Source organism: Vibrio sp. 10N.286.55.E10 (assembly GCF_002872555.1).
Classification (GTDB): domain Bacteria; phylum Pseudomonadota; class Gammaproteobacteria; order Enterobacterales; family Vibrionaceae; genus Vibrio; species Vibrio crassostreae.
Window position 1 is genome coordinate 112,307 of record NZ_MCSD01000046.1, and the last position, 19,600, is coordinate 131,906.

16 protein-coding genes are annotated in these 19,600 nt (G+C 44.5%); 5 read left to right on the forward strand and 11 right to left on the reverse strand.

What is annotated here, in order from left to right:
* Window positions 1-131: 131 nt before the first annotated feature.
* The 11 genes from BCV39_RS19375 to BCV39_RS19425 form a co-directional block, all read right to left on the reverse strand.
* On the reverse strand, window positions 132-1,568 hold the full coding sequence (locus BCV39_RS19375) for a lytic polysaccharide monooxygenase (protein WP_102433235.1): 1,437 nt from the start codon (window positions 1,566-1,568) through the stop codon (window positions 132-134).
* A gap of 399 nt (window positions 1,569-1,967) precedes the next feature.
* Complete coding sequence (locus BCV39_RS19380; protein WP_057622554.1) at window positions 1,968-2,327, reverse strand: DUF6559 family protein; 360 nt, start codon at window positions 2,325-2,327, stop codon at window positions 1,968-1,970.
* A 58-nt stretch (window positions 2,328-2,385) separates the two neighbouring features.
* Window positions 2,386-3,144 (reverse strand): vitamin B12 ABC transporter ATP-binding protein BtuD, encoded by a 759-nt coding sequence (gene btuD / locus BCV39_RS19385; protein ID WP_102433234.1) that lies wholly within the window; start codon window positions 3,142-3,144, stop codon window positions 2,386-2,388.
* Complete coding sequence (gene btuC, locus BCV39_RS19390) at window positions 3,131-4,126, reverse strand: vitamin B12 ABC transporter permease BtuC (RefSeq protein WP_048658530.1); 996 nt, start codon at window positions 4,124-4,126, stop codon at window positions 3,131-3,133. The genes btuD and btuC overlap by 14 nt, the downstream gene beginning before the upstream one ends.
* Before the next feature lie 133 nt (window positions 4,127-4,259).
* Window positions 4,260-5,288 (reverse strand): succinylglutamate desuccinylase, encoded by a 1,029-nt coding sequence (locus BCV39_RS19395; RefSeq protein WP_102433233.1) that lies wholly within the window; start codon window positions 5,286-5,288, stop codon window positions 4,260-4,262.
* A 268-nt stretch (window positions 5,289-5,556) separates the two neighbouring features.
* A complete protein-coding gene (locus BCV39_RS19400; RefSeq protein ID WP_102433232.1) occupies window positions 5,557-7,353 on the reverse strand; it encodes a M3 family oligoendopeptidase in 1,797 nt (598 codons plus the stop codon).
* Between the two features lie 140 nt (window positions 7,354-7,493).
* On the reverse strand, window positions 7,494-8,111 hold the full coding sequence (cobC, locus tag BCV39_RS19405; RefSeq protein WP_102433231.1) for an alpha-ribazole phosphatase family protein: 618 nt from the start codon (window positions 8,109-8,111) through the stop codon (window positions 7,494-7,496).
* A 9-nt stretch (window positions 8,112-8,120) separates the two neighbouring features.
* Window positions 8,121-8,723: a bifunctional adenosylcobinamide kinase/adenosylcobinamide-phosphate guanylyltransferase gene (gene cobU, locus BCV39_RS19410; RefSeq protein ID WP_102433230.1), complete on the reverse strand. Its 603-nt coding sequence runs from the start codon at window positions 8,721-8,723 to the stop codon at window positions 8,121-8,123.
* 9 nt (window positions 8,724-8,732) lie between these two features.
* On the reverse strand, window positions 8,733-9,539 hold the full coding sequence (locus tag BCV39_RS19415; RefSeq protein WP_102433229.1) for an adenosylcobinamide-GDP ribazoletransferase: 807 nt from the start codon (window positions 9,537-9,539) through the stop codon (window positions 8,733-8,735).
* Window positions 9,539-10,585 (reverse strand): nicotinate-nucleotide--dimethylbenzimidazole phosphoribosyltransferase, encoded by a 1,047-nt coding sequence (gene cobT / locus BCV39_RS19420; protein ID WP_102433228.1) that lies wholly within the window; start codon window positions 10,583-10,585, stop codon window positions 9,539-9,541. Before cobT ends, BCV39_RS19415 begins: the two co-directional genes overlap by 1 nt.
* A 43-nt stretch (window positions 10,586-10,628) precedes the next feature.
* The gene (locus tag BCV39_RS19425; protein ID WP_102433227.1) at window positions 10,629-11,240 is read right to left on the reverse strand and encodes a flavin reductase family protein; all 612 of its coding nucleotides are present in this window, start codon (window positions 11,238-11,240) and stop codon (window positions 10,629-10,631) included.
* Between the two features lie 637 nt (window positions 11,241-11,877).
* Between BCV39_RS19425 and BCV39_RS19430 the strand changes: the two genes are divergently transcribed.
* The 5 genes from BCV39_RS19430 (at window position 11,878) to BCV39_RS19450 (ending at window position 19,598) form a co-directional block, all read left to right on the forward strand.
* Entirely contained in the window at window positions 11,878-12,573 is a 696-nt protein-coding gene (locus tag BCV39_RS19430; protein ID WP_102433226.1) for an NAD-dependent epimerase/dehydratase family protein, read from the forward strand.
* 185 nt (window positions 12,574-12,758) lie between these two features.
* Window positions 12,759-14,132 (forward strand): L-cystine transporter, encoded by a 1,374-nt coding sequence (locus tag BCV39_RS19435; RefSeq protein WP_048611859.1) that lies wholly within the window; start codon window positions 12,759-12,761, stop codon window positions 14,130-14,132.
* Window positions 14,133-14,446: 314 nt separating this feature from the next.
* Entirely contained in the window at window positions 14,447-15,208 is a 762-nt protein-coding gene (locus BCV39_RS19440) for a YdcF family protein (protein WP_102433225.1), read from the forward strand.
* Window positions 15,209-15,670: 462 nt separating this feature from the next.
* Window positions 15,671-17,143: an aerolysin family beta-barrel pore-forming toxin gene (locus BCV39_RS19445; RefSeq protein WP_102433224.1), complete on the forward strand. Its 1,473-nt coding sequence runs from the start codon at window positions 15,671-15,673 to the stop codon at window positions 17,141-17,143.
* A 175-nt stretch (window positions 17,144-17,318) separates the two neighbouring features.
* On the forward strand, window positions 17,319-19,598 hold the full coding sequence (locus tag BCV39_RS19450; protein ID WP_102433223.1) for a hypothetical protein: 2,280 nt from the start codon (window positions 17,319-17,321) through the stop codon (window positions 19,596-19,598).
* Window positions 19,599-19,600: the final 2 nt, after the last annotated feature.

Genomic DNA, 19,600 nt, shown 5'->3' on the forward strand with positions numbered 1-19,600 from the left:
TTTATTGGGGCTGACGTGAGGAATGTATCTGGATGTTCTGAAGAAGTAAATTCGTAGAATCAAGGTTAGTTAAACTCGAGGTCATTAGATATGGGCACCTCAGGTGTGCCCATATCGTGAAACCTATGGAGTTATTGAGCTGGACGCCAAACGCCCCATTTGTCATTTTCGTAGGTCGCTTTAGGGTTTGTACCACCTTGAACCCACCATTGCGCTTTCCATGACTGGTTCGAGTAAGTCACGACTTCGCCACCAAGGTAAGTCGCTGATGAGTCCCAAGTGCCATTGTCTGGGTCAGGAGTCGGATCAGGGTCTGGTGTCACGCCACTGCCATCAGCAATCACTTCGAACGTGAAGGTTTCAACACTGTCGTTTTCAATTGAGCTAGCCATAAACGATAGAGTTTCGTTTGCAGTGATGCCAGCGGTATCAACTACGATAGAAGCCGTGCCGTTATTCTGGATGCTTACTGAAGAACCTTGAGTTTGAGTCAATGTCGCCGCTTCGCTTGTTGCAATCACAACTTTATCACCAGCATTCACAACATTGTCACTCTTCACTAGCTCGTAGATGTCACCTTTCAGTGGTTCAACACCACCGTCGCCACCATCAATCAGCGTTAACTGACCAGAAGCACGGCTATCTTTTGAGTTGAAGAAGTTACGTGAAGGATCGTTTTGGAAGTACATGTAGTGCTGCATTTCAGCGTGCCAGTCACCAATGAAGATCGCGCCATCTTTAAACTCTTCATGCCAACCATTGATTTCTGAAGCCAACAAACGAGCCCAATCGTTAATGTTTGAAGCATCGATGACGATGTCGAAGCTACGCGCTACTTCACCATACTTGTTGATGATGTCGTACTTAACTGTATCACCAACTTCTGGCGTTCCAAATTGGTCTGAAACAAACAGATCACCACGCACTAGATCGGGCTCTGGACCCGGCTCTGGTGGAGGGGTTGTGCCACCCGCGACAGTGATGTCTGAACAGTTGTAGAAGCCTTCGCCCGCAGCATCATCACGTTGCCAGCGAACGAATAGAATCGCATCGCCAGAACGGTCTGAAGGGATAGTGACGTTAATGCGGTACTTACCACCATTAACCGGAACGTTACCCTCTTCTTGGATAAGCTCTAAGTCTCCCCACGCTAAGCCTTTGCTTAGGTCTGCGTTTGGTTTCGTTAGGTAGAACTCCCAAAAAGAAGGGTTGTGTGGCGCAGTCGCATTGAATACATATTCAAACGTACCAGTATTTAGTTCAGTACGAGTCCAACCAGTATGAGGCGCACCCATACCGCGTTTTTGCGAATCATTGGCGTAACATAACGTGCCGTCAGGAATCTCCGCTTTTACAGCATTGATATTATTGAAATCCTGAACATTTTTAGCGTATTCGTTACGTTGAACAAACGGATATGAACCAGAAATGTCTTTTGCTTGAGCACACGCAGCATTAGGTGGTGTACCCGACCAGATTCCGCCTTGCTCGTAACACGTGTTCTGACGCGCACTTGGAAATTCAGACCAACCATGAGCATTTGCCACTGAAGGCACACTCGATAGCATAGCCATGCCTACTGCTACTTTTAGTATATTATTATTTATTGTTGTCACTTTCCCACTCTCTATTATTTTACCCTGCACATCACATCAATTGGTCACTTACCAATCAAAATTGCACTTCGAGGGTTTATAGTTTTTATTTGAAGAACAACGAAAAATATATACGTCAATTTTATCAATGACAGCGGGTTTTATATTGATAGGAATCAGAGTCACACAACTCAAAGAAATGCGTTGTCGATAGATGATGTTGCTTCGAATTATCGGGTCTCAGTATTCCGTCTTGATTGACGCAACATTATTCAAAGTGAATAAAAAAGCGGCTTAATGATTAAGCCGCTTTCAATATATACATTAAGTATGCTGCACGAGTTGTACACAAGTTGAGTAATGAGAAGGTAGTTAATAACGGCTATGCATGCCCATACGATGCGACATGTCATCGTCCATACGACCGCCCTTCCAACCGCCGCCACCCAATAGATTGAGTACATCTCGCGCTGTGTAGTCTTCTCCACCGAAGAAGTCATTAGACACATCATTACGTAACAGCTGGATAGTGGGAGCCAATTCAACAGCAAGGTCTTTTGGATCCGCAAACAAGGCTAAAGCAATCTGTTGTTGGCGCTTGCTCAGTTCATTAGAGCTCGTCTCAACCTGTCCAATCGAGAAGAAATCACGGCTTCCGTAGCTCTTCACCATTTTTGCAGACAGAAGCTTAATTACTTTTTTGATTCTTCGTCTTTGGATGTATCTAAACATGTTTGCTTCCTTTACTAACTCGCCTTAAACCCAATGATCAGCTTAACCAATTAGTCTTTTAACCAAACAGCAGATAGGTTTGATTATCGACTGAGATACTTTTGACTTCAGTGTTGAACACGGACTCTAGTTGTTCTGGAGTAAGCACTGCTGTAGCGCTACCTGATGCTTGCAGTACGCCCTTATCGAGCAGCAACACTTGGTCTGCGTGTCTTAGGGTTCTGTTCAAATCATGGTTAGCCATGATAACTGCGATCCCCTTCTCTGCTACTCGTTCAATGAGCTTGTACAACAAGGCTTCTTGAGCAATATCCAACGGAGCGGCAGGTTCATCGAGGATCAGCAGCTTCGCGTAGGGGTTAAGTGTCGGCCAAATTTGCAGGCACATTCCCGCCAAACGAACGCGTTGCCATTCACCACCAGACAGTGTCTGAATTGAACGATGAAGTTTGTCTGCAATGTCTAACATCTGGCTAATTTCTTCCAAAGCTGCGTTGATTTCAGCCTCAAGGCCATGCGATGAACTTGGCAATGACAACGCAAGGTATTGGAACACTTCCAAGTTAAAGGCTGGCCTTGCGCTTTGGCACAAATAAGCACGATGCAATGATAAATCTTGTAGCGACAATTCCGACAAATCCTGCCCGTCGATCTTTATATCGCCTTTGTAACCATCACCAATGCCAGATATCGCTTCGAGTAAGGTACTTTTACCGCTGCCATTCGGGCCGATAACATGAGTCACCTGCCCTTGCTTGAGCTCAAATGATAGTGGTAATAAACGAGCGCCGACGCTCAGGCTCTTAATTTGAATCATGATTTTTAATTAACATCCAAATGAAGATAGGCGCACCAATACTGGTGGTCATCACACCCAAAGGCAGCTCTGCGGAATCTAATAAGGTTCTTGCACAGATATCAGCAAATACCAGCAATGCAGCACCAGCAACGGCAGACAAAGGAAGCAGATATTTGTTATCAGTACCAATCGCTAAACGCAATAAGTGTGGCACAACCAAGCCAACAAAGCTGATCACGCCACCTAAGGCAACCGCGCAGCCGACTAAAATTGAGACAGCAAAGATTAAACGCCAACGTAATCTCGGAACATTCACGCCTAACTGTGCGGCATGCGTTTCGCCTATCATCAGTTTGTCTAGTTTGCTGCCTTGCAAACACAACCAGATAATAACGGGGATCATCACTAACGTGAGCGAGTGTTGGTACCAAGTTACACCACCCAAGCTACCCATCAGCCAATACATCAACAAGCGTAGACTTAAGTCATCACTAAAATAGAACGCCCATGTCACCATCGCGCCAGAAAGAATGCCTAATGCAACACCCACCAGCAGTAATTTAGCCGTGGTGAGTCGCATCGTTTTTACCATGCTCACCAGTATCACGGTGAAACAGAGCGAGCCTAAAACCGCAGCAATCATGAACAGTTCTGGAGTCGGCGCAAACGGCAAGAAGAACAGCACAATCACCATGGCGAGGCTTGCGCCCCCAGAAATGCCGAGTACTCCTGGCTCTGCTAATACGTTGCCTAATAAGACTTGTAAGCTTGCGCCAGATACAGCTAGCCCTGCTCCGATCGCAATCGCTGCTAATAATCGAGGTAAGCGTAAATCAATCAGTAGTTTTTGTTCTAACGTGGACAAGGTGTCCAGAGGGGAAATGAAGAGATCGCCAACCATTAGGTAAATCGCACTCAGCGTGACAAGCAGTGCTGTCATCAGATAAATGGCTCGGGTCCATTTGCGCTGTTTTTGGTGAAGAAGTTGTTGGAAATCCATATCAAGCTACTTTGAAATTGTTCGCGTAACCTTACCTGTATCCCTAAATAAACTCAAGGCTCACACCGTAATGTGAACCTTGATATTTCAACCAGTTGAGCGGTTGTTTTCGTTGCTATAACTCGACTCGGTATTAATCGTACACAAGCTGACCGTGGTCGAATCGTGTTTCAACTTCGCACACCATTAAGGCCGCTCGTTGACCGATAGCCACGTTACGATTTGGGAATACCACTGCTTCGTTTTCATTCTTCGCCATCAATGGCTTATCACCATCATGACCAAACACTTCTCCGTGCTTGAACGCGGTAAAGTTCTCCACGTCATCAGAGAACATGAAATCAAAGTCATCGTGCAAACGAACAATCGTTCGGCTTACGCGATATGTAATGGTTTTCTTCGGCAAATGCTCTGGTTCTATTTCAGCAATCAGATTGCGCATTGCCAAATCGAAAGCAGTTAGCTTATCAAGTTGGTTCTCACCAATTCTTGCTACCTGCCCTAACTCCATTGTCAGTGCTTGCGCTTCGAAGTTTTCGGCGCTGTACCAACTGAAAGTGCTCGTTGGCGCATTCGATAACAACACAGCTTCAACGTGAGCACTGTTAATGAAGTCGAACAAAGCTTTGCTGCGAACTTCGTGGCGAACCTTAGGGCTTACGGCGAAAGAGTAATGCTTAGACAAACGGATCGCACAGTGCAGATCTAAGTGCCAACGAGTGGCAGGTACCGTTTCTTTGTAAAACTCAGTCACCAAGTACTTAAGGTTCTTCGCGATATCCACTTCTCGGTTGCTTTCGTGCTGTTTTTCATCAAACAGACGGTTCATATTCACATCAAGAAAACGAGTATGCGCGTTGGTTGCTTCCGGGTGAGCAATGATGAATAAACATCTTGCTGTCATTACTTGGAAGCCTGTTTCAATATCTTCAATGAGCTTATCAATCAGCTCCATTGGTGAAGTTTCGTCGCCATGAACACCTGTTGAAAAGATGATATTCTTGGTTTCAGAATTGTACTCTGCGGGAATCACTTCCAATACACCGCGTTGATGAAGCTTAATTTGAACACCGTTACTCAGTACGGTCTGTCCTGCAACCACTTCTTGCTCAAGATCTAGGCTGTCAAAAAGAAATGATTGGCGAAAGAGGGTCTTCGTCATGCGCTACTCCTTAATTGCACGGCCGTATGTTAATAAATTGTACATAGAAATTGTGTTGCTAGGATCGCACTTATCAATAGAAACTCCGTTATCACTCACAAATACTACCCATATATTTTTGTATTACCTGCTGATTTTACTAACCGACATCTGTTCCAAATAACTTTCTCTATTTAGAGCAGCTTTTGGTTGTCTCAGGTCATCTCAGCAAGATAAGAGCCACGTAAGCTAACACAGCTCTTACCTGCCATGAACAGATTGAGATCAATTAATCTTCCTGATCGAGCAATCTTTCAAATTCATCGATTTGAACTTTGACCATGTCGATGCTTTGTTGCCAAAAATCCGCTTGAGTCAGATCCATACCAAGGTGCTTTTGAACGACTTCTTCCGCCATCATGCTGCCTGTATCACGAAGCAACGACACGTAATCGCCGTAAAATTGCTCGCCTTTCGCATCTCGCTGAGCATAAACACCTTTACTGAATAGGTAACCAAACAAGTATGGGTAGTTGTAGAAGCTTACTTGAGAGATGCTGAAGTGCAGCTTGCTCGCCCAGAAGTAAGGGTCGGCTTCTGTCATTGCATCGCCGTACCACTCTTTCCAAGTCGTTTCCATCAAGTCACACAGCTGCTGAGCCGTTAGCTCACCTTTTTCACGCTGCTCGTAGAAAGCTTTTTCAAACTCAAAACGCACAGGAATGTTCACCATTAATGCCAAAGAAGAAGAAAGCTCTTCCCATAGCATTTCAAGTTTCTCATTGCGTGTTTTTGCTTGCTTCAATAGATGGTCACGAACGATGTTTTCAGCAAAGATCGAAGCCGTTTCTGCTAGCGTCATTGGGTAGCGTGTTTGACACAACGGCATGTCTTTCATCACCCAGTTGTGGAACGCGTGGCCTAGTTCGTGCGCCAATGTCATTAAATCTGAGCGGCTACCGCTCCATGTCATGAACACAAGAGGTGTGCGTGTCGCAGCAAACTTGGTGCAGTACGCACCTAGACGTTTGTTCGCAGCTGGAGCTGCATCAATCCAACCGTTCTCAACCATCAAAGCGACAAAATCAGCCATCTCTGGATTCACTTCAGCGAACGCAGTTTTGATCACTTCGATCGCTTCATCAAATGGGTAAATCTTAGATTCAGCGTCACCGAGTGGTGGCATTGCTGCTAGATGATTCCAAGGCTTCATTTCATCTAAGCCGTGAACTCTTGCCATCAACAAACCCGCTTTCTGGCCAACCGTTCGATTAGCTTTTGCTACCGACATCATGGTGTCTAACGTTTCTGGCACAATGCGGCTACCGTGTAGGCTTGGAGCAAGGAAATGCACATCGCTAATTTTCGAGCGCTTTTTGTTTTCCGTTAGTCGCCAACCCGCCAATGCATTTAGAATCGAAGCGAACGACTCTTGATGCGTTTTCATTGCGGCTTGAACCGCGCGCCATGCCGGCTCTTGTTTGTCGAATTCGCTGCCGTATAACAGGCTCGCGGCTTGTGAAAAACCTAGAGCTTCCTCTTCACCGTCCAGCTTTAGCGACAGTTTTAAAGAACCGGTTAGGTTATCGTATAAACGACCCCATCCGTCACGCCCATCAACCTTCATAGCTGCCAATAACTGCTCTTCAGCAACACTGAGTCGACTGCTTGATAACTTACGTGAGCTTTCGATAGCAAAGCGTTGTCCTGCTACATCTGCGCTGTCATGCTCTAATACGGCATCAATAAATTCTGGTTCTGCGTGAATTAGCGTGTCTTCGTAAGGGCTGAACGCTTGAGACATTTCAGAGTTCAGCTTCGCAACACGACCAAGCAGTGCTTTCGCTTCTGTGTGTGTCGCGTCAACCGATGCGTGGCAATTAGCGAAAGTGTTGATCGTGCTGAGTAACGTGCCTGCCGCTTCTGAAGTCTGAATCGCGTTTTGCATCGCTAAAATTATGTGACGCTTTTCAACGTGTAAGTTCAACAGCTCAATACACTGCTGAATGAGTTCAATGTCCTGTTCGATTTTTGCATCATTAAGATCGCTGTAAGCAATGCTTAGATCCCAACTCGGTGTTGTCATGACTAAATTCCTTTCACGTAGGTAGTAATACCAATCAGGTATAACGGCTGTGAACGCCGCTTTATATTTCGATCTATTAGATCTGTGTCTATTTACAGATCTAATAGATTGTTAATTCTCAAACTGTGTTTTTTGAACACTCAGAGAACAGGCAGCCCTATCGATTTAACGCTGATAAAACTCTGTGCAAACTGAGTGATTTGAATATGAGTTATCGACGCGTTTTCTATCGATAACTTCGAGTACAAACTCGGATTTTTCCAATCGATATCAAGGCAATGCGCTAACAGAATGCGAATCACACCACCATGAGTAACCAACAATATATTGTCACTTGGATTGTTCAAAAGTTGCGACCAAGCTTGAGTTACTCTGTCGTGGAACCTCTGTAAACTTTCTGCGCCAGTCAATTGATGATTTGCTGGGTTTTGCCAAAAGGTTTCTAGCATTCCCCACTTGTCTTCAAGTTCATCAAATGGGACACCATCGACTTCACCGAAGTTCATTTCCTGAAAGCCAGGTGCAATCGACAAAGGCACAGACATACGCTCTGCATACAAGCTCGCGAGATCACCACATCGTCTTAATGGCGAGGTAACCACGCTATCAAAGGTAATGTCTTGTGTAGCAAGCGCCTGACATATCTGTTCTTGAAGCTCAGGGCTCACCAATACATCAGATACACCATTCAGTGCAGCTTTTCCTTCGACTTTGCCATGTCTTAGCAGATAGATGTTTTTGGTTGTTCCATTGACCATGTGCGTGACCTAGGCTTGAGTATCAAGCAAGTGATTGGATGGTTTTAAGCTCAGTGGTAACCCTGCTGCGACCAGAGTGACTCGTTCAACAACGCGAGCTAGTGATTGGTTCATGCGTCCCGCATTGTCTACAAACAAGCGCGACACTTTACCCAGCGGCACGACACCTAAGCCGACTTCGTTAGAGACCATGATAATTTGCGCCGGACTGTGCTCGACGCTTTTGACCAATACTTCAACCACGGCTTCAACCTGTTCATTGGTTGCATCTTCGCCGAGTTCAAAGATGATGTTGTTCAACCACAATGTTAGGCAGTCAATCAACACCACATCTTCTTTCTCAAAAGACTGCAGTTTTTCGGCTAACTCAACGGGTACTTCATGCTCGATCCACTGTTCTCCACGACGTTGTTGATGGTGCGAGATTCGTTCTCGCATTTCGTCATCAAGATACGTCGCTGTCGCAATATAATTGAGGCGTCCATTTGAACATGCTTCAAACGCACATAATGCTTGTTGCTCTGCAAAACTCGACTTACCTGAACGAGCCCCGCCCAATACCAGATAGCTGTTTCGCTGTCTTGTTTGACTAATTTGATTCGTGTTTGTCATAGGAAACCGTTATAGAAAGCCATTGTAAAATGCAGTAATGAATACCAGGTAAATCAATAACTCCATCAATTGCTGTGCTGCCCCCAAACAGTCGCCAGTAAAGCCACCTATTCGAGCCGTTAACCACTTTTTGAAACCTGCTCTGAACAGATAGGCGACGACCGATAAAACCATAGCGAATTCAAGACCAAACCACAGGCTAGGTAGTACGCCCACAAACAATAAAAAGACAAGTTCACCTTTAGTTTGCTTGTTGGCCAATGGCTTACTCTTGCTCGTGTCCAAATCACTGACATAAGGCATGTCGTAAATCAGCGATGCTGCGATCGCTCGGCTAAAGGTGTAGCTCGTCACGATGACCATAAACAACCCAGTCGAGCTGACGAGTTCATGCAGCAGAACCCACTTACCAAGTAATGCCATGATCAGCGCAGACGCACCATATGTACCAATTCGGCTGTCTTTCATGATGGTCAAGCGGCGTTCAAGTGTCATACCGCCACCGATGCCATCCGCCATGTCGGTCAAGCCGTCTTCATGGAAAGCGCCAGTGAGCATTAAGCTGAAACTCATCATCAAGAAGATGGCAATCGAACTCGGCAATACCGTATTAAGTAGCAAGAACACACCGCCACACAACAGACCAAGTAACAAACCAACCGTTGAAAAGTAGCGACCAGAACGATTCATTCGCTCTGTTGAATAAGGCGTGTTCTTTGGCATTGGCAATCGAGAAAAGAAACCCATCGCCAGCGCAAACAGCTCCCATTGATAAGTGACTCGATCTTTCAACGATCCTTCTGGTGCATCACTCATTAAACCGTGACTCCAGCACTTTCGAAGCTCGCCATGTTGTTATAAAACTCGGCTGCCGCACGAATAATTGGCATCGCCAGAGCTGCACCAGTGCCCTCGCCCAATCTCAACCCAAGATCAAGCAACGGCTCAGCATCTAGTAGCTCTAACAGAATTTTGTGCCCTGACTCTTCAGAGCGATGTGCAAAGATCATATAGTCACGGCAGTTCGGTTCAATTAAGGTCGCGACATACGCCGCAACCGACACGATAAAGCCATCGACTAATACTGGTGTTCTGTTTTGGTAAGCACCAAGGAAACCACCGACCATTTGAACGATTTCATAGCCGCCGACTTGTGCTAGTACCTCATTAATATCTTTAACTTCAGTCGTATCTAAACCTTTGCAACGCGCAACACCTTGCTCAACCACAGCCACTTTACGTATAAGCTGCTCATTGTTGATGCCAGTTCCGAGGCCAACACATTCATCTGCAGAGCGATTCGCTAACGCACTTAAAATCGCTGACGCGCTGCTGGTATTGCCGATGCCCATTTCACCAAACATGATGATATTAGTGCCATTCGAAATGGTTCTAGATACAAGCTCTGCGCCCAGTTCAATCCCACGTTCCACCGTTTCTAAATTCATTGCCGCTTCGTTGGCAAAGTTTTTGGTTCGCATACCCAAGCGCTGAGAAATCAACATGTCACTGTCAGATTCCACAGGCAACAATATCCCCGTGTCGACTACTGTGATATCGATGTTATTCACCGCACAGAAGCAATTGATCGCCGCGCCACCGCTTAAGAAGTTCAACACCATCTGTTGTGTGACGGCACTTGGAGCAATACTCACACCTTCATCTGCTATGCCATGGTCGCCAGCAAAAATGATGATACTTGGCTTATTTAATTCAATGTGTTCAACCGCAGCTTGTTTGCCTTGGCTCTGAATCAATGCCAGTTGATGTGCGACTTTTTCGAGTAAGCCAAGCGCACCGAGCGGCTTGGTTTTTTGGTCAATACGGTGTTGGATGTACTGCGAGTATTGGGTATCTAACATAGTTTTAAAAACGCTTATTCTGGGTACGGTTTAGTTAGGAAAGCTATTTAGGGCGTGCTACAGAGAACACATTAGAAAGCGTCGCGTATTCACCGCCGCCCAGTCGAGATAAAGGATCAAGTGCTAGTGCATCAATCTTCAAGCGATCGCTCTCTTTATCGATCACACCTTCAGAGATATACACCTGTTCAACTTGAGCAAAGATAAGGCTTTGCGGTACTTCACCGACTTCTTTAACTTCATACAATGTGCAGCCAAAAGCCACGGCGCACTCTTTCACTCTCGGTAAAGAAAAGCCCTCAAATTCAACCAGCTCAATATTATTCGCGGTTACTTCAGAATCACCATGATCGAGAGTGGCAGCTGTTGCCGTCATTATTTCTGCAGAACTTGAAGACGCGATATGGATCACCAGCTTACCCGTTTCAAGGGCGTTACGAGTGGTATCTTTGATTTCGCCCGTTGGCTTCTTCCCGACCGACAACATCAGTAGCGGTGGATTGCTGGAAACGGGTGTGAAATAAGAGAAAGGCGCTAGGTTGTACTCTTGGTCAGAAGATTCCGTCAATGCCCACGCAATAGGGCGAGGAACAACGGTTTGTGTCATCAGGTGATAAATCTGAGTGGGAGCAAGAGTATCAAGCTTGAAGTTCATAGCACGTCCTTGGTCTATGTGAATTACGACTCAGTTTACGTGTTAAGAAGAGTCGTATCTATGGCTAAGTACTAGAAACCGCAGAGAGTGTTCTTAATTTAGACAGACCACGTTGGTTTTTTCTCAAATTGACAATCAAATTGACGAACCCTATAACACCAACAATTCTGACAATAGATTTATCAATAACTTACATTTTGGCATCGTTTATGCTTTATCTAAAACACTTGTTAATCTCTCCATTGATAAGTACCCATACAGTGAATTCCCACAACACTGACGCTACACAAAGAAACACAAGCGATAGAAATACTCAACAGAACAGCGATTTAGGAGGTGTAATGATTCCGAACTCAAGTAAAAGAAAGCCAAATAAATCAAATAAGAAAACCAGCAAAAAGGTAAGGAAAATCCCACTGTCCTTCACCTAGTAAGCAGCAAAGCAAGTAACAAAGCCCGTCGCCCAGCGGGCTTTGTTATGTTTGAGACTCAACCAATACCGGATTCAGATCCCTACTATATTAAATACGTCATTAGCCACTCAGCATTCGCCCCTCATTTATCAAACTTTTATTCGCTTAAAATTCAAACACTGTTTATATTAAACAAGCACTTGTGAAGCGAGTAAGGGGTTAGGATGAGCATTTCTGGAGACAAAACATCGGTCGTAGTGGCTGGTGCTACTGGGCTAATTGGCCAACATGTGATGAAACTGCTCACCGACGAACCTGCCGTCGAGCATATCTATGCCCTATCTCGAAGAGCACTAAATTCACAGTTTGACTCCAACAAGCTCCACACGCTTATTCACAGCGACCTGCAAGTCACCAGTTGGGACGATAGCCAAGCCACGCCAAATCTTGGCGTTATCTGCTTAGGTACGACTAAGAAAAAGGCAGGATCAAAAGAAGCACTGCGCAAAATCAATGTGGAGCTGGTTAGCCAAGTCGCTCAGTCGATGAAATTTCTTGGGGTTCAACGCGTCGCGGTCGTTTCTAGCTATGGCGCTTCACCAGATTCCTATTCGCACTACCTTCGTTGCAAGGGGCAAATGGAGCAAAACTTAAAACGTATTGGCTTCAAGCAACTTTTCATCGCACGCCCCGGACCGCTGGTTGGTGAGCGTGATGAACCAAGAGCTGATGAAAAACTCCTGCAAAGTGTCTTTCCTCTGCTGTCTCCATTTATGTTTGGTAAGTTCAAAAACCTACGCCCTATTCAGTCGGAAGACGTAGCTAAAGCAATGTTGTTCCGATTATTCGAAAATAATTTCCAAAATATCGAAATTTACTCGTCAAGTGACATGCTCAATTTATTGGCAAAATATCGCTAAAAAGCTCACCTATTCATCACAATGTTGAATATCCACCCATCCTATTGAGTGGATATTACTAATCGTTCTATTAAATTACTTTTCCTTATTTTACGTTTTGTTACAGGTCGCTACTGTAGCTAACAGTATTTGCGCCCATATATCTAAGCGCCCTATCGATTTAAAGAAATTCATAAGGAAAACAAATGTCATTTTCAGCTATCGCTGCCTTAGCGGTATTCACTGGTATCCTCTTCTTTCTCTACGGACAGCAGAAAAAAGAAAACACGTTATCGCGCTTAGTTCTATTAGGTTTAGTTTTTGGTAGTGCTTTCGGCCTTGGTCTTCAGCTGCTATTTGGTGAAGGCAATCCTGTTATTAACGAAACGCTAGACTGGGTAAACATTGTTGGTCGTGGTTACGTTGGCTTACTGAAAATGGTCATCATGCCATTAGTACTAGTTTCAATGATTGCGGCGGTAGTTAAGCTTGAGAAAGGCGGTTCACTGGGCAAGATTTCTGGCATCACCATTTCTGTCCTGCTAGCAACCACAGCAATCTCTGCGATTGTTGGTATTGTTGTTACGCAAGCATTCGGCTTATCTGCGGAAGGCTTAACAGAAGGCGCTCGCGAAACAGCACGTATCGCAACACTAGAAAGCCGCATTGGCAGCGTTTCAGACCTAACAATTCCGCAGATGCTGATTAGCTTTATTCCGACTAACCCATTTGCAGACCTAACGGGCGCTCGCTCTACGTCTATTATCGCAGTGGTTATCTTTGGTGTGCTAACGGGTATCGCTGCTCGTAAAGTGATGGCAGAGAAAGAAGAACTAGAATCTCCAATCCGTACCTTCGTTGAAGCGGCTCAATCTATCGTGATGCGCTTAGTTAAGATGATCATGGCACTAACACCATATGGCATCGCAGCGTTAATGGCGAAAGTAGTGGCAACATCAAGCGCTTCTGACATCTTAAGCCTACTAGGTTTCATCGTAGCGTCTTACGTAGCGATTCTACTGATGTTCGTTGTACACGGTGTGTTGGTTTCTTTTGTTGGTGTGAACCCGAAAGAGTACTTCCAAAAGATCTGGCCAGTACTGACGTTCGCTTTCACGTCTCGTAGTTCTGCAGCAACGATTCCACTGAACGTTGAAGCTCAAATCACTAAGCTTAACGTACCACCAGCGATTGCTAACCTGTCTGCCTCTTTCGGTGCAACGATTGGTCAAAACGGTTGTGCGGGTATCTACCCTGCAATGCTTGCAGTTATGGTTGCACCTACGGTTGGTATTGACCCAATGGACATCAACTTCATTCTGTCTCTGATTGCTATTATCACAGTGAGCTCTTTCGGTATTGCTGGTGTGGGTGGCGGTGCAACATTCGCGGCGCTTATCGTACTGCCAGCGATGGGGCTTCCTGTAACTATCGCAGCACTGCTTATCTCTATCGAGCCACTTATCGATATGGCACGTACAGCGCTTAACGTATCTGGTGCAATGACAGCCGGTACTATCACAAGTCGCCTATTGGGTAAGAAAGACAAGCAACAAGATCTGGAACAAGCGAACGCTTAATTCTGAATCAAACAGCTCGACCAACAAAAAAACCGATGCATGTGCATCGGTTTTTTATTATTACCGTTTTTATATGGAGTGAATTAGATTTAAATAACCCTATTAATTTATATGCCAATATTTAGAAAGGTGTTGTCGAACAATAAACAAGCGATTTTTAGAATGATCTCATTGATAATTGTGTTTAATAGAAAAAATCGTGCATTTGTTCAATAAAACAATGAGTTAGCTATGAACGATTAACATAACTGATATATCATGCACCGCTTCAGTATGTCACATCATTTTGGCACCAGTTCGATAACAGGATCCTCATGAGCTTTATTATACTTTTACTTCTTCTACTCTTCGTTTTCATAACACGCTTACTTCAATGGCGAGCAACTTCCACTTTTTTATCTCTTGTTCTTATATCGTCATTTGTGTTGATTGGTTCAGGTTTTATCCCTCGTTATTTATTAGATGACCTGCAAGCAAATTACGAAAGTAAGCCTGAGATCCAATGGTCGGATAATAATTCGATTGTTCTTCTGGGTGCAGGAACGCAGTTAATTAAAAGCACGCAAGAATTCGAGCCGGCCTTCTTCTCTTTTGGCCGAATCAGCGAAACAGCCAGCCAATATAAAGATTGTTCGACAACGCAAGCCACTTGCAAAGTGATCATCAGTGGTGGCGATGCACAAAACAACGGTGTCACCGAAGCAGAAATTTATCAACAACAATTGCTGAGACTTGGCGTTCCGATGGGTGACATCATTCAAGAGCCAAATAGCGTCAACACTTGGAAGAATGCACAGCTAACTAGTGACCTAATGAAGCATCATAAATTCGACAACATTGTACTGGTTTCATCTGGCCTACATATTCGTCGCAGCGAGCTCTACTTCAACCACTTCGGCTTGAATGTTGTTCCAGTGAGAGCCGATTATATGGCGGCTCAAATTTCATGGCTGCCATTGTGGTACAACTTTGCGGTCACAGATTTTGCTATGCATGAACAGATAGGATTTGCTCGTTACAACATCTACAACTTTATGGGCTGGAACAGCAAACGCGAAAAGCCAGGTGATGCGTAATAAGACACTTGCCGATTACCGAGGGCTGCTCTAAGTAAGGTAGTCAAATCACTATAAATGAAAATGCAGCGACAACCCTTGGGTTATCGCTGCATTTTTGTATCTGTTTTGTCTATGTTCTTTACCAACTATGCAAAACAATCAGTATCAACCTGTTTGTTGAACTCGCCACCTTTCATCATTTCATCGAAAGCTTTACACACACCTCAAAAGGTATCCCGTACCTGAGTACGCACCGCTCAATAAAAAAGACAGAGAATAAAGAGAAAAATCTTTATCAAATGATACTTTAATCATTAAATGAGCCTGAAATTAAAGAGAATTTCTTTTCAATTCAATTCAGTATTTTTGCGATCGTTTTATATGACAGAGTACACGCCGCTAGGAGCCCTCGGCTTCAAAATAACACATATAAATAATATCTAATAAAAAAGCCAAACAATGGCAATTAGGAACTCATTAATGTTCAACGTCAGTAAAACTGCGCTCTTTATCGCTGCCACATCATTAACGTCTTATTCTGTTAATGCCAAAATCTATTCAGACCAAATCGTATTAGATAAGCTCGGTGAAGATATCTGCCGTTCCGATTATCGTCCGCTCAGCAATACAGAAGCTCAAGAACACAAAACCTCCCTACTATCTCGCATGAATGTATGGGACATTATTGGCCTTCAAAATGACTGGGTGATCATGGGGTCTGGCTACCACGGGCTCATCAAACATGGGCAACCAAGCGACAATACTTGGTGCTACCCCAACACCCCAGACGCAGGCCTGCCATACTACGAAGCGCAAGCCATTGAAACGAACAACAACCTTGATGTTCAAAACGCTTTAGTCAGCGACAACACGAACTTTATCAGACCATTGAGTTACTTAGCCCATAACCTGGGTTACGCTTGGGTTGGAGGCGATAGCGCGCGTTATGTGGGTCAAGATATGGCGATTAAACCGCTTAACAATGGTTGGGAGATTAAAGGCAATAACGATGGAAGCTGTGCCGGTGATCGCTGTAATGAGAAGGCAAGCATCACTGTTGATAACTTCGCTTACACGCTCGATAACACATCGTTTTTACACGGCTCTATCACAGAGACCGACCAAGAGCTGATTGAAACCGTCTCGGCTTATGCGATCAATGATGGAGATCAGCCTAAACAAATCATCGTTGACCTTCATTTTCAGCAATCCACACAATGGCGTAAAACACAGCGCTTCGACCTTGCTGATTCAGTCGTCATTGATGAAACCTTTCACTGGCCACAAGTTGGCAAAACAGAGGTAAGAGTCGCGCTAGAAGAAGGCCAACGTTTCTCTGATACCAATAGTGGCGCTCATTTTGAGCCGACGGATCTGCAAGCCATCATTACCGTGCCTGCTCACTCAGTACTTCCTTTTCAAGTCGAGTTTTTACGCTCTACCATCACTTACCCATACCGTATCAAAACCAACATGAGTTACGACGTGAACTTCACAGGTTTCCTTCGTTACAGCGGCAACGCGCTAAGCTCACACCCAACCAACCGCCCTACTGTCTCACACACCTTCACCATGGGAACCACCAGCGAAGATCAAGCCAATATCCGTTACCAGTGGGATCACCGCTATATTCCTGGAGAGATGAAATGGTGGGATTGGAGCTGGGCAATCAACACCAATGGCTTGAATAGCATGCAGTACGCCGCAGGTGCCAGTGTGCGTCCTTTCTACACCTATGTTTCAGGCCAGTTTAGTGCGGAGTCACAATATTCTGGAATGATAGATATCGGCGCTGAGCACGCTGCTAATTCATTTGATGTCATAGAGGTATTAACTAACCACACAACCTACTACGCGGGTGATATTAAAGTGGTTACTGATTTCGACCCTGCGACTCTTGCTCGACTTGGGTATGAAGATGCTCAGCTTGTGATAAACCCTTTACAGCAGTAAACAAACTCATATCTCCCCCCTTACCTAAGCTCATCACTCTGGTGGTGAGCTTTTTTTGTAATACCTCTATCAACACAACCAAACCTATCTTGAATCTCAGAAACCAAACAAGGCTCGTACCAGTTGGTGAGAAGCTATCTCGATAGATACAGCTAACTATCCAAAAAGAAATACTATGAAAAACAAAAACACGTTATGGCGGTTCGCTGCGATTATATATAGCCCCATATCTGTCGCATTTTGTCTTAGTGACGACGTCCAAGATACTCAATCATTAGATGCGATTAACCAGAATCGTATAACGTCATGGGCTCGGAACGAAGTTTATTCAGAGCCACAGTTTGGGATTGCACTAGGCGAACTCGAGCAAGATGCTCATACGAACTCTTTTTCGGCAGCTTGGCCACAAACAGAACAAGCACTAGCGAGCGTCCCTCAAACTTTTGAAAGTCCACTAAGCGAACAAAGTCTATTCAGTCGCCTCGGTAAAGCGGGCTCTTCTACGTTGGAAGTTTTAGGGCCAGTTGGAGATGCGGTCGCTGTGGGCTTTTGGCTAGACAACATGGTAAGTACATTCTCTAAGGAATCCTCTACCCGTCTTGATGAAGCCGCTTCTGTTTTTTCCATCATTCCTCTCGTTGGTGACGAGTTAAACCTATTGTCGAATGATATTAAGTACTTCGCAGCGAAAGAAAAAATTGAAGAGTTTGAAAGCCAATCACATTACGTGTTTAGTGACCACTCGTCAGAGTTTTATCGCTTCCATCACAAAAAAGAGGACGCAATTACTCTACTTAACAAATACGACAATCACGTATTACAGAGTGCCAAAATGTATGTCGACCACTTACTTCTTGAAGCTAACACAGAATATCGCCGACTGACCGCTGCATACGATAGGCAACTTTCTAAGCAAATGGCACGCATTGATTTAGAAATGTTGAAATCTATCGCGCATGTATCGCCTGAATCAAATCTGCACCAACCTCTATGCCACAACGTTCACTCCTCTTTAACAGAACTAGAACGCTGTATTCGCACTGAAGGGCCCTCACGTATTGGCAATTTAGTTAATAACCTAAACGAAGATGACTACCACGCGCTCGCTTTAAAATTACATAGCAAGAAAAGAGAGCTCGTTGAAATCGCTTTACGCCGACTATCCACGCACAGAATGAACATAGTTAAAAGGCTAATAGAAAGGTCAAAACCTCACGTCGCATCGATCATAACACACAGCAAAATCAACCGAAGTACATTGGAATTTCAAGTCAGGCAAAGTGGACTGAGAGAGTATGCAAACGAAGTTTGGGGACTTGATTATCTCAGTGAAGAGCAACTTAAAACTGCTACCTTACTGATACGCCCAGCCAGAGAATGTTGGGGAGTTCCTGCCATTGTACCAGGAGGCATTAAAGCCTCTGTCGATGCGTGTAAAGACTCTGGTGCATTATACGATACTTACCACCCTAAAAAGGACCCAGAGTTATCAGAAGTGTTGCTAAGAAAGGTTGAACTTAATGTCGAACAGTATATTGCATCAAGAGTTATTGATGGTTGGCCAGCTGGCTTATTTAAAACTCACTTAATCAACACTGCTAACGCCTACATATCAGGCCAGTCGTCGAACAAACTATTTGAAGAGCTCCTGTCCAAGTTAGCAAACAAGGAGGCTCTCCCCTACCAAACGTCTTTCAATGATTACCTAGAGAGCAAAGGAGTTGACAGCTCTGACCCCAATAATCGCAACAGTTGGTATCAGATTAGCCGTTGGTACGAGTTGCTGCTAACAGAACGACCAAGTGGTGGGGTATTAGATCAAATCAAACAATATGAAATTTTTAAACACTTTATTCAGCCTCAATTCAAGATAACTATTACCCTTTCTTACATACGCTCTCTCAATTACTCAGTACCCTACCCAAGCGTATACTCTGCAGCAAACCTTAGGTTTTATGCCCCTCAAATGGCAGACATACTCGATAACGTGATGTCGCAACCTGGCGCTCACTTTGAGCGAAACTTTCAAAGCGCCATTGACAGCATAACGGAAAAGGCGATGAAAGCGACAAATGCCAACCAACTTCAGTATTTATTGGGCGATCTTTCTCTCTATCTTCAAATCGCACAGCATCAACAGTCAGAATCAAATATATCAACCAACAGTAAACATCAACTGTTCAACAGCACGCTATCACCTCTTCATCTGAGCTACCTATCACAAGACCATCAAGACACCATTGCGTTTCAAATTGGGGAGATCTCTACCCACCAGCTTTGGTCACAACTTGCCGATATCAAGAGCACGTTAAGCCAAGGGGATATTCAAACGGCAGTTACACAACTAGGAGTCATCGTAAAGGAGGATGACTTTACTATGCTTCCACACATCAACCATCTGCTGCTTAGAGAGCTAGAAGATTGGATTGAAATCCAATTGGCACTAGAGGAATAAAT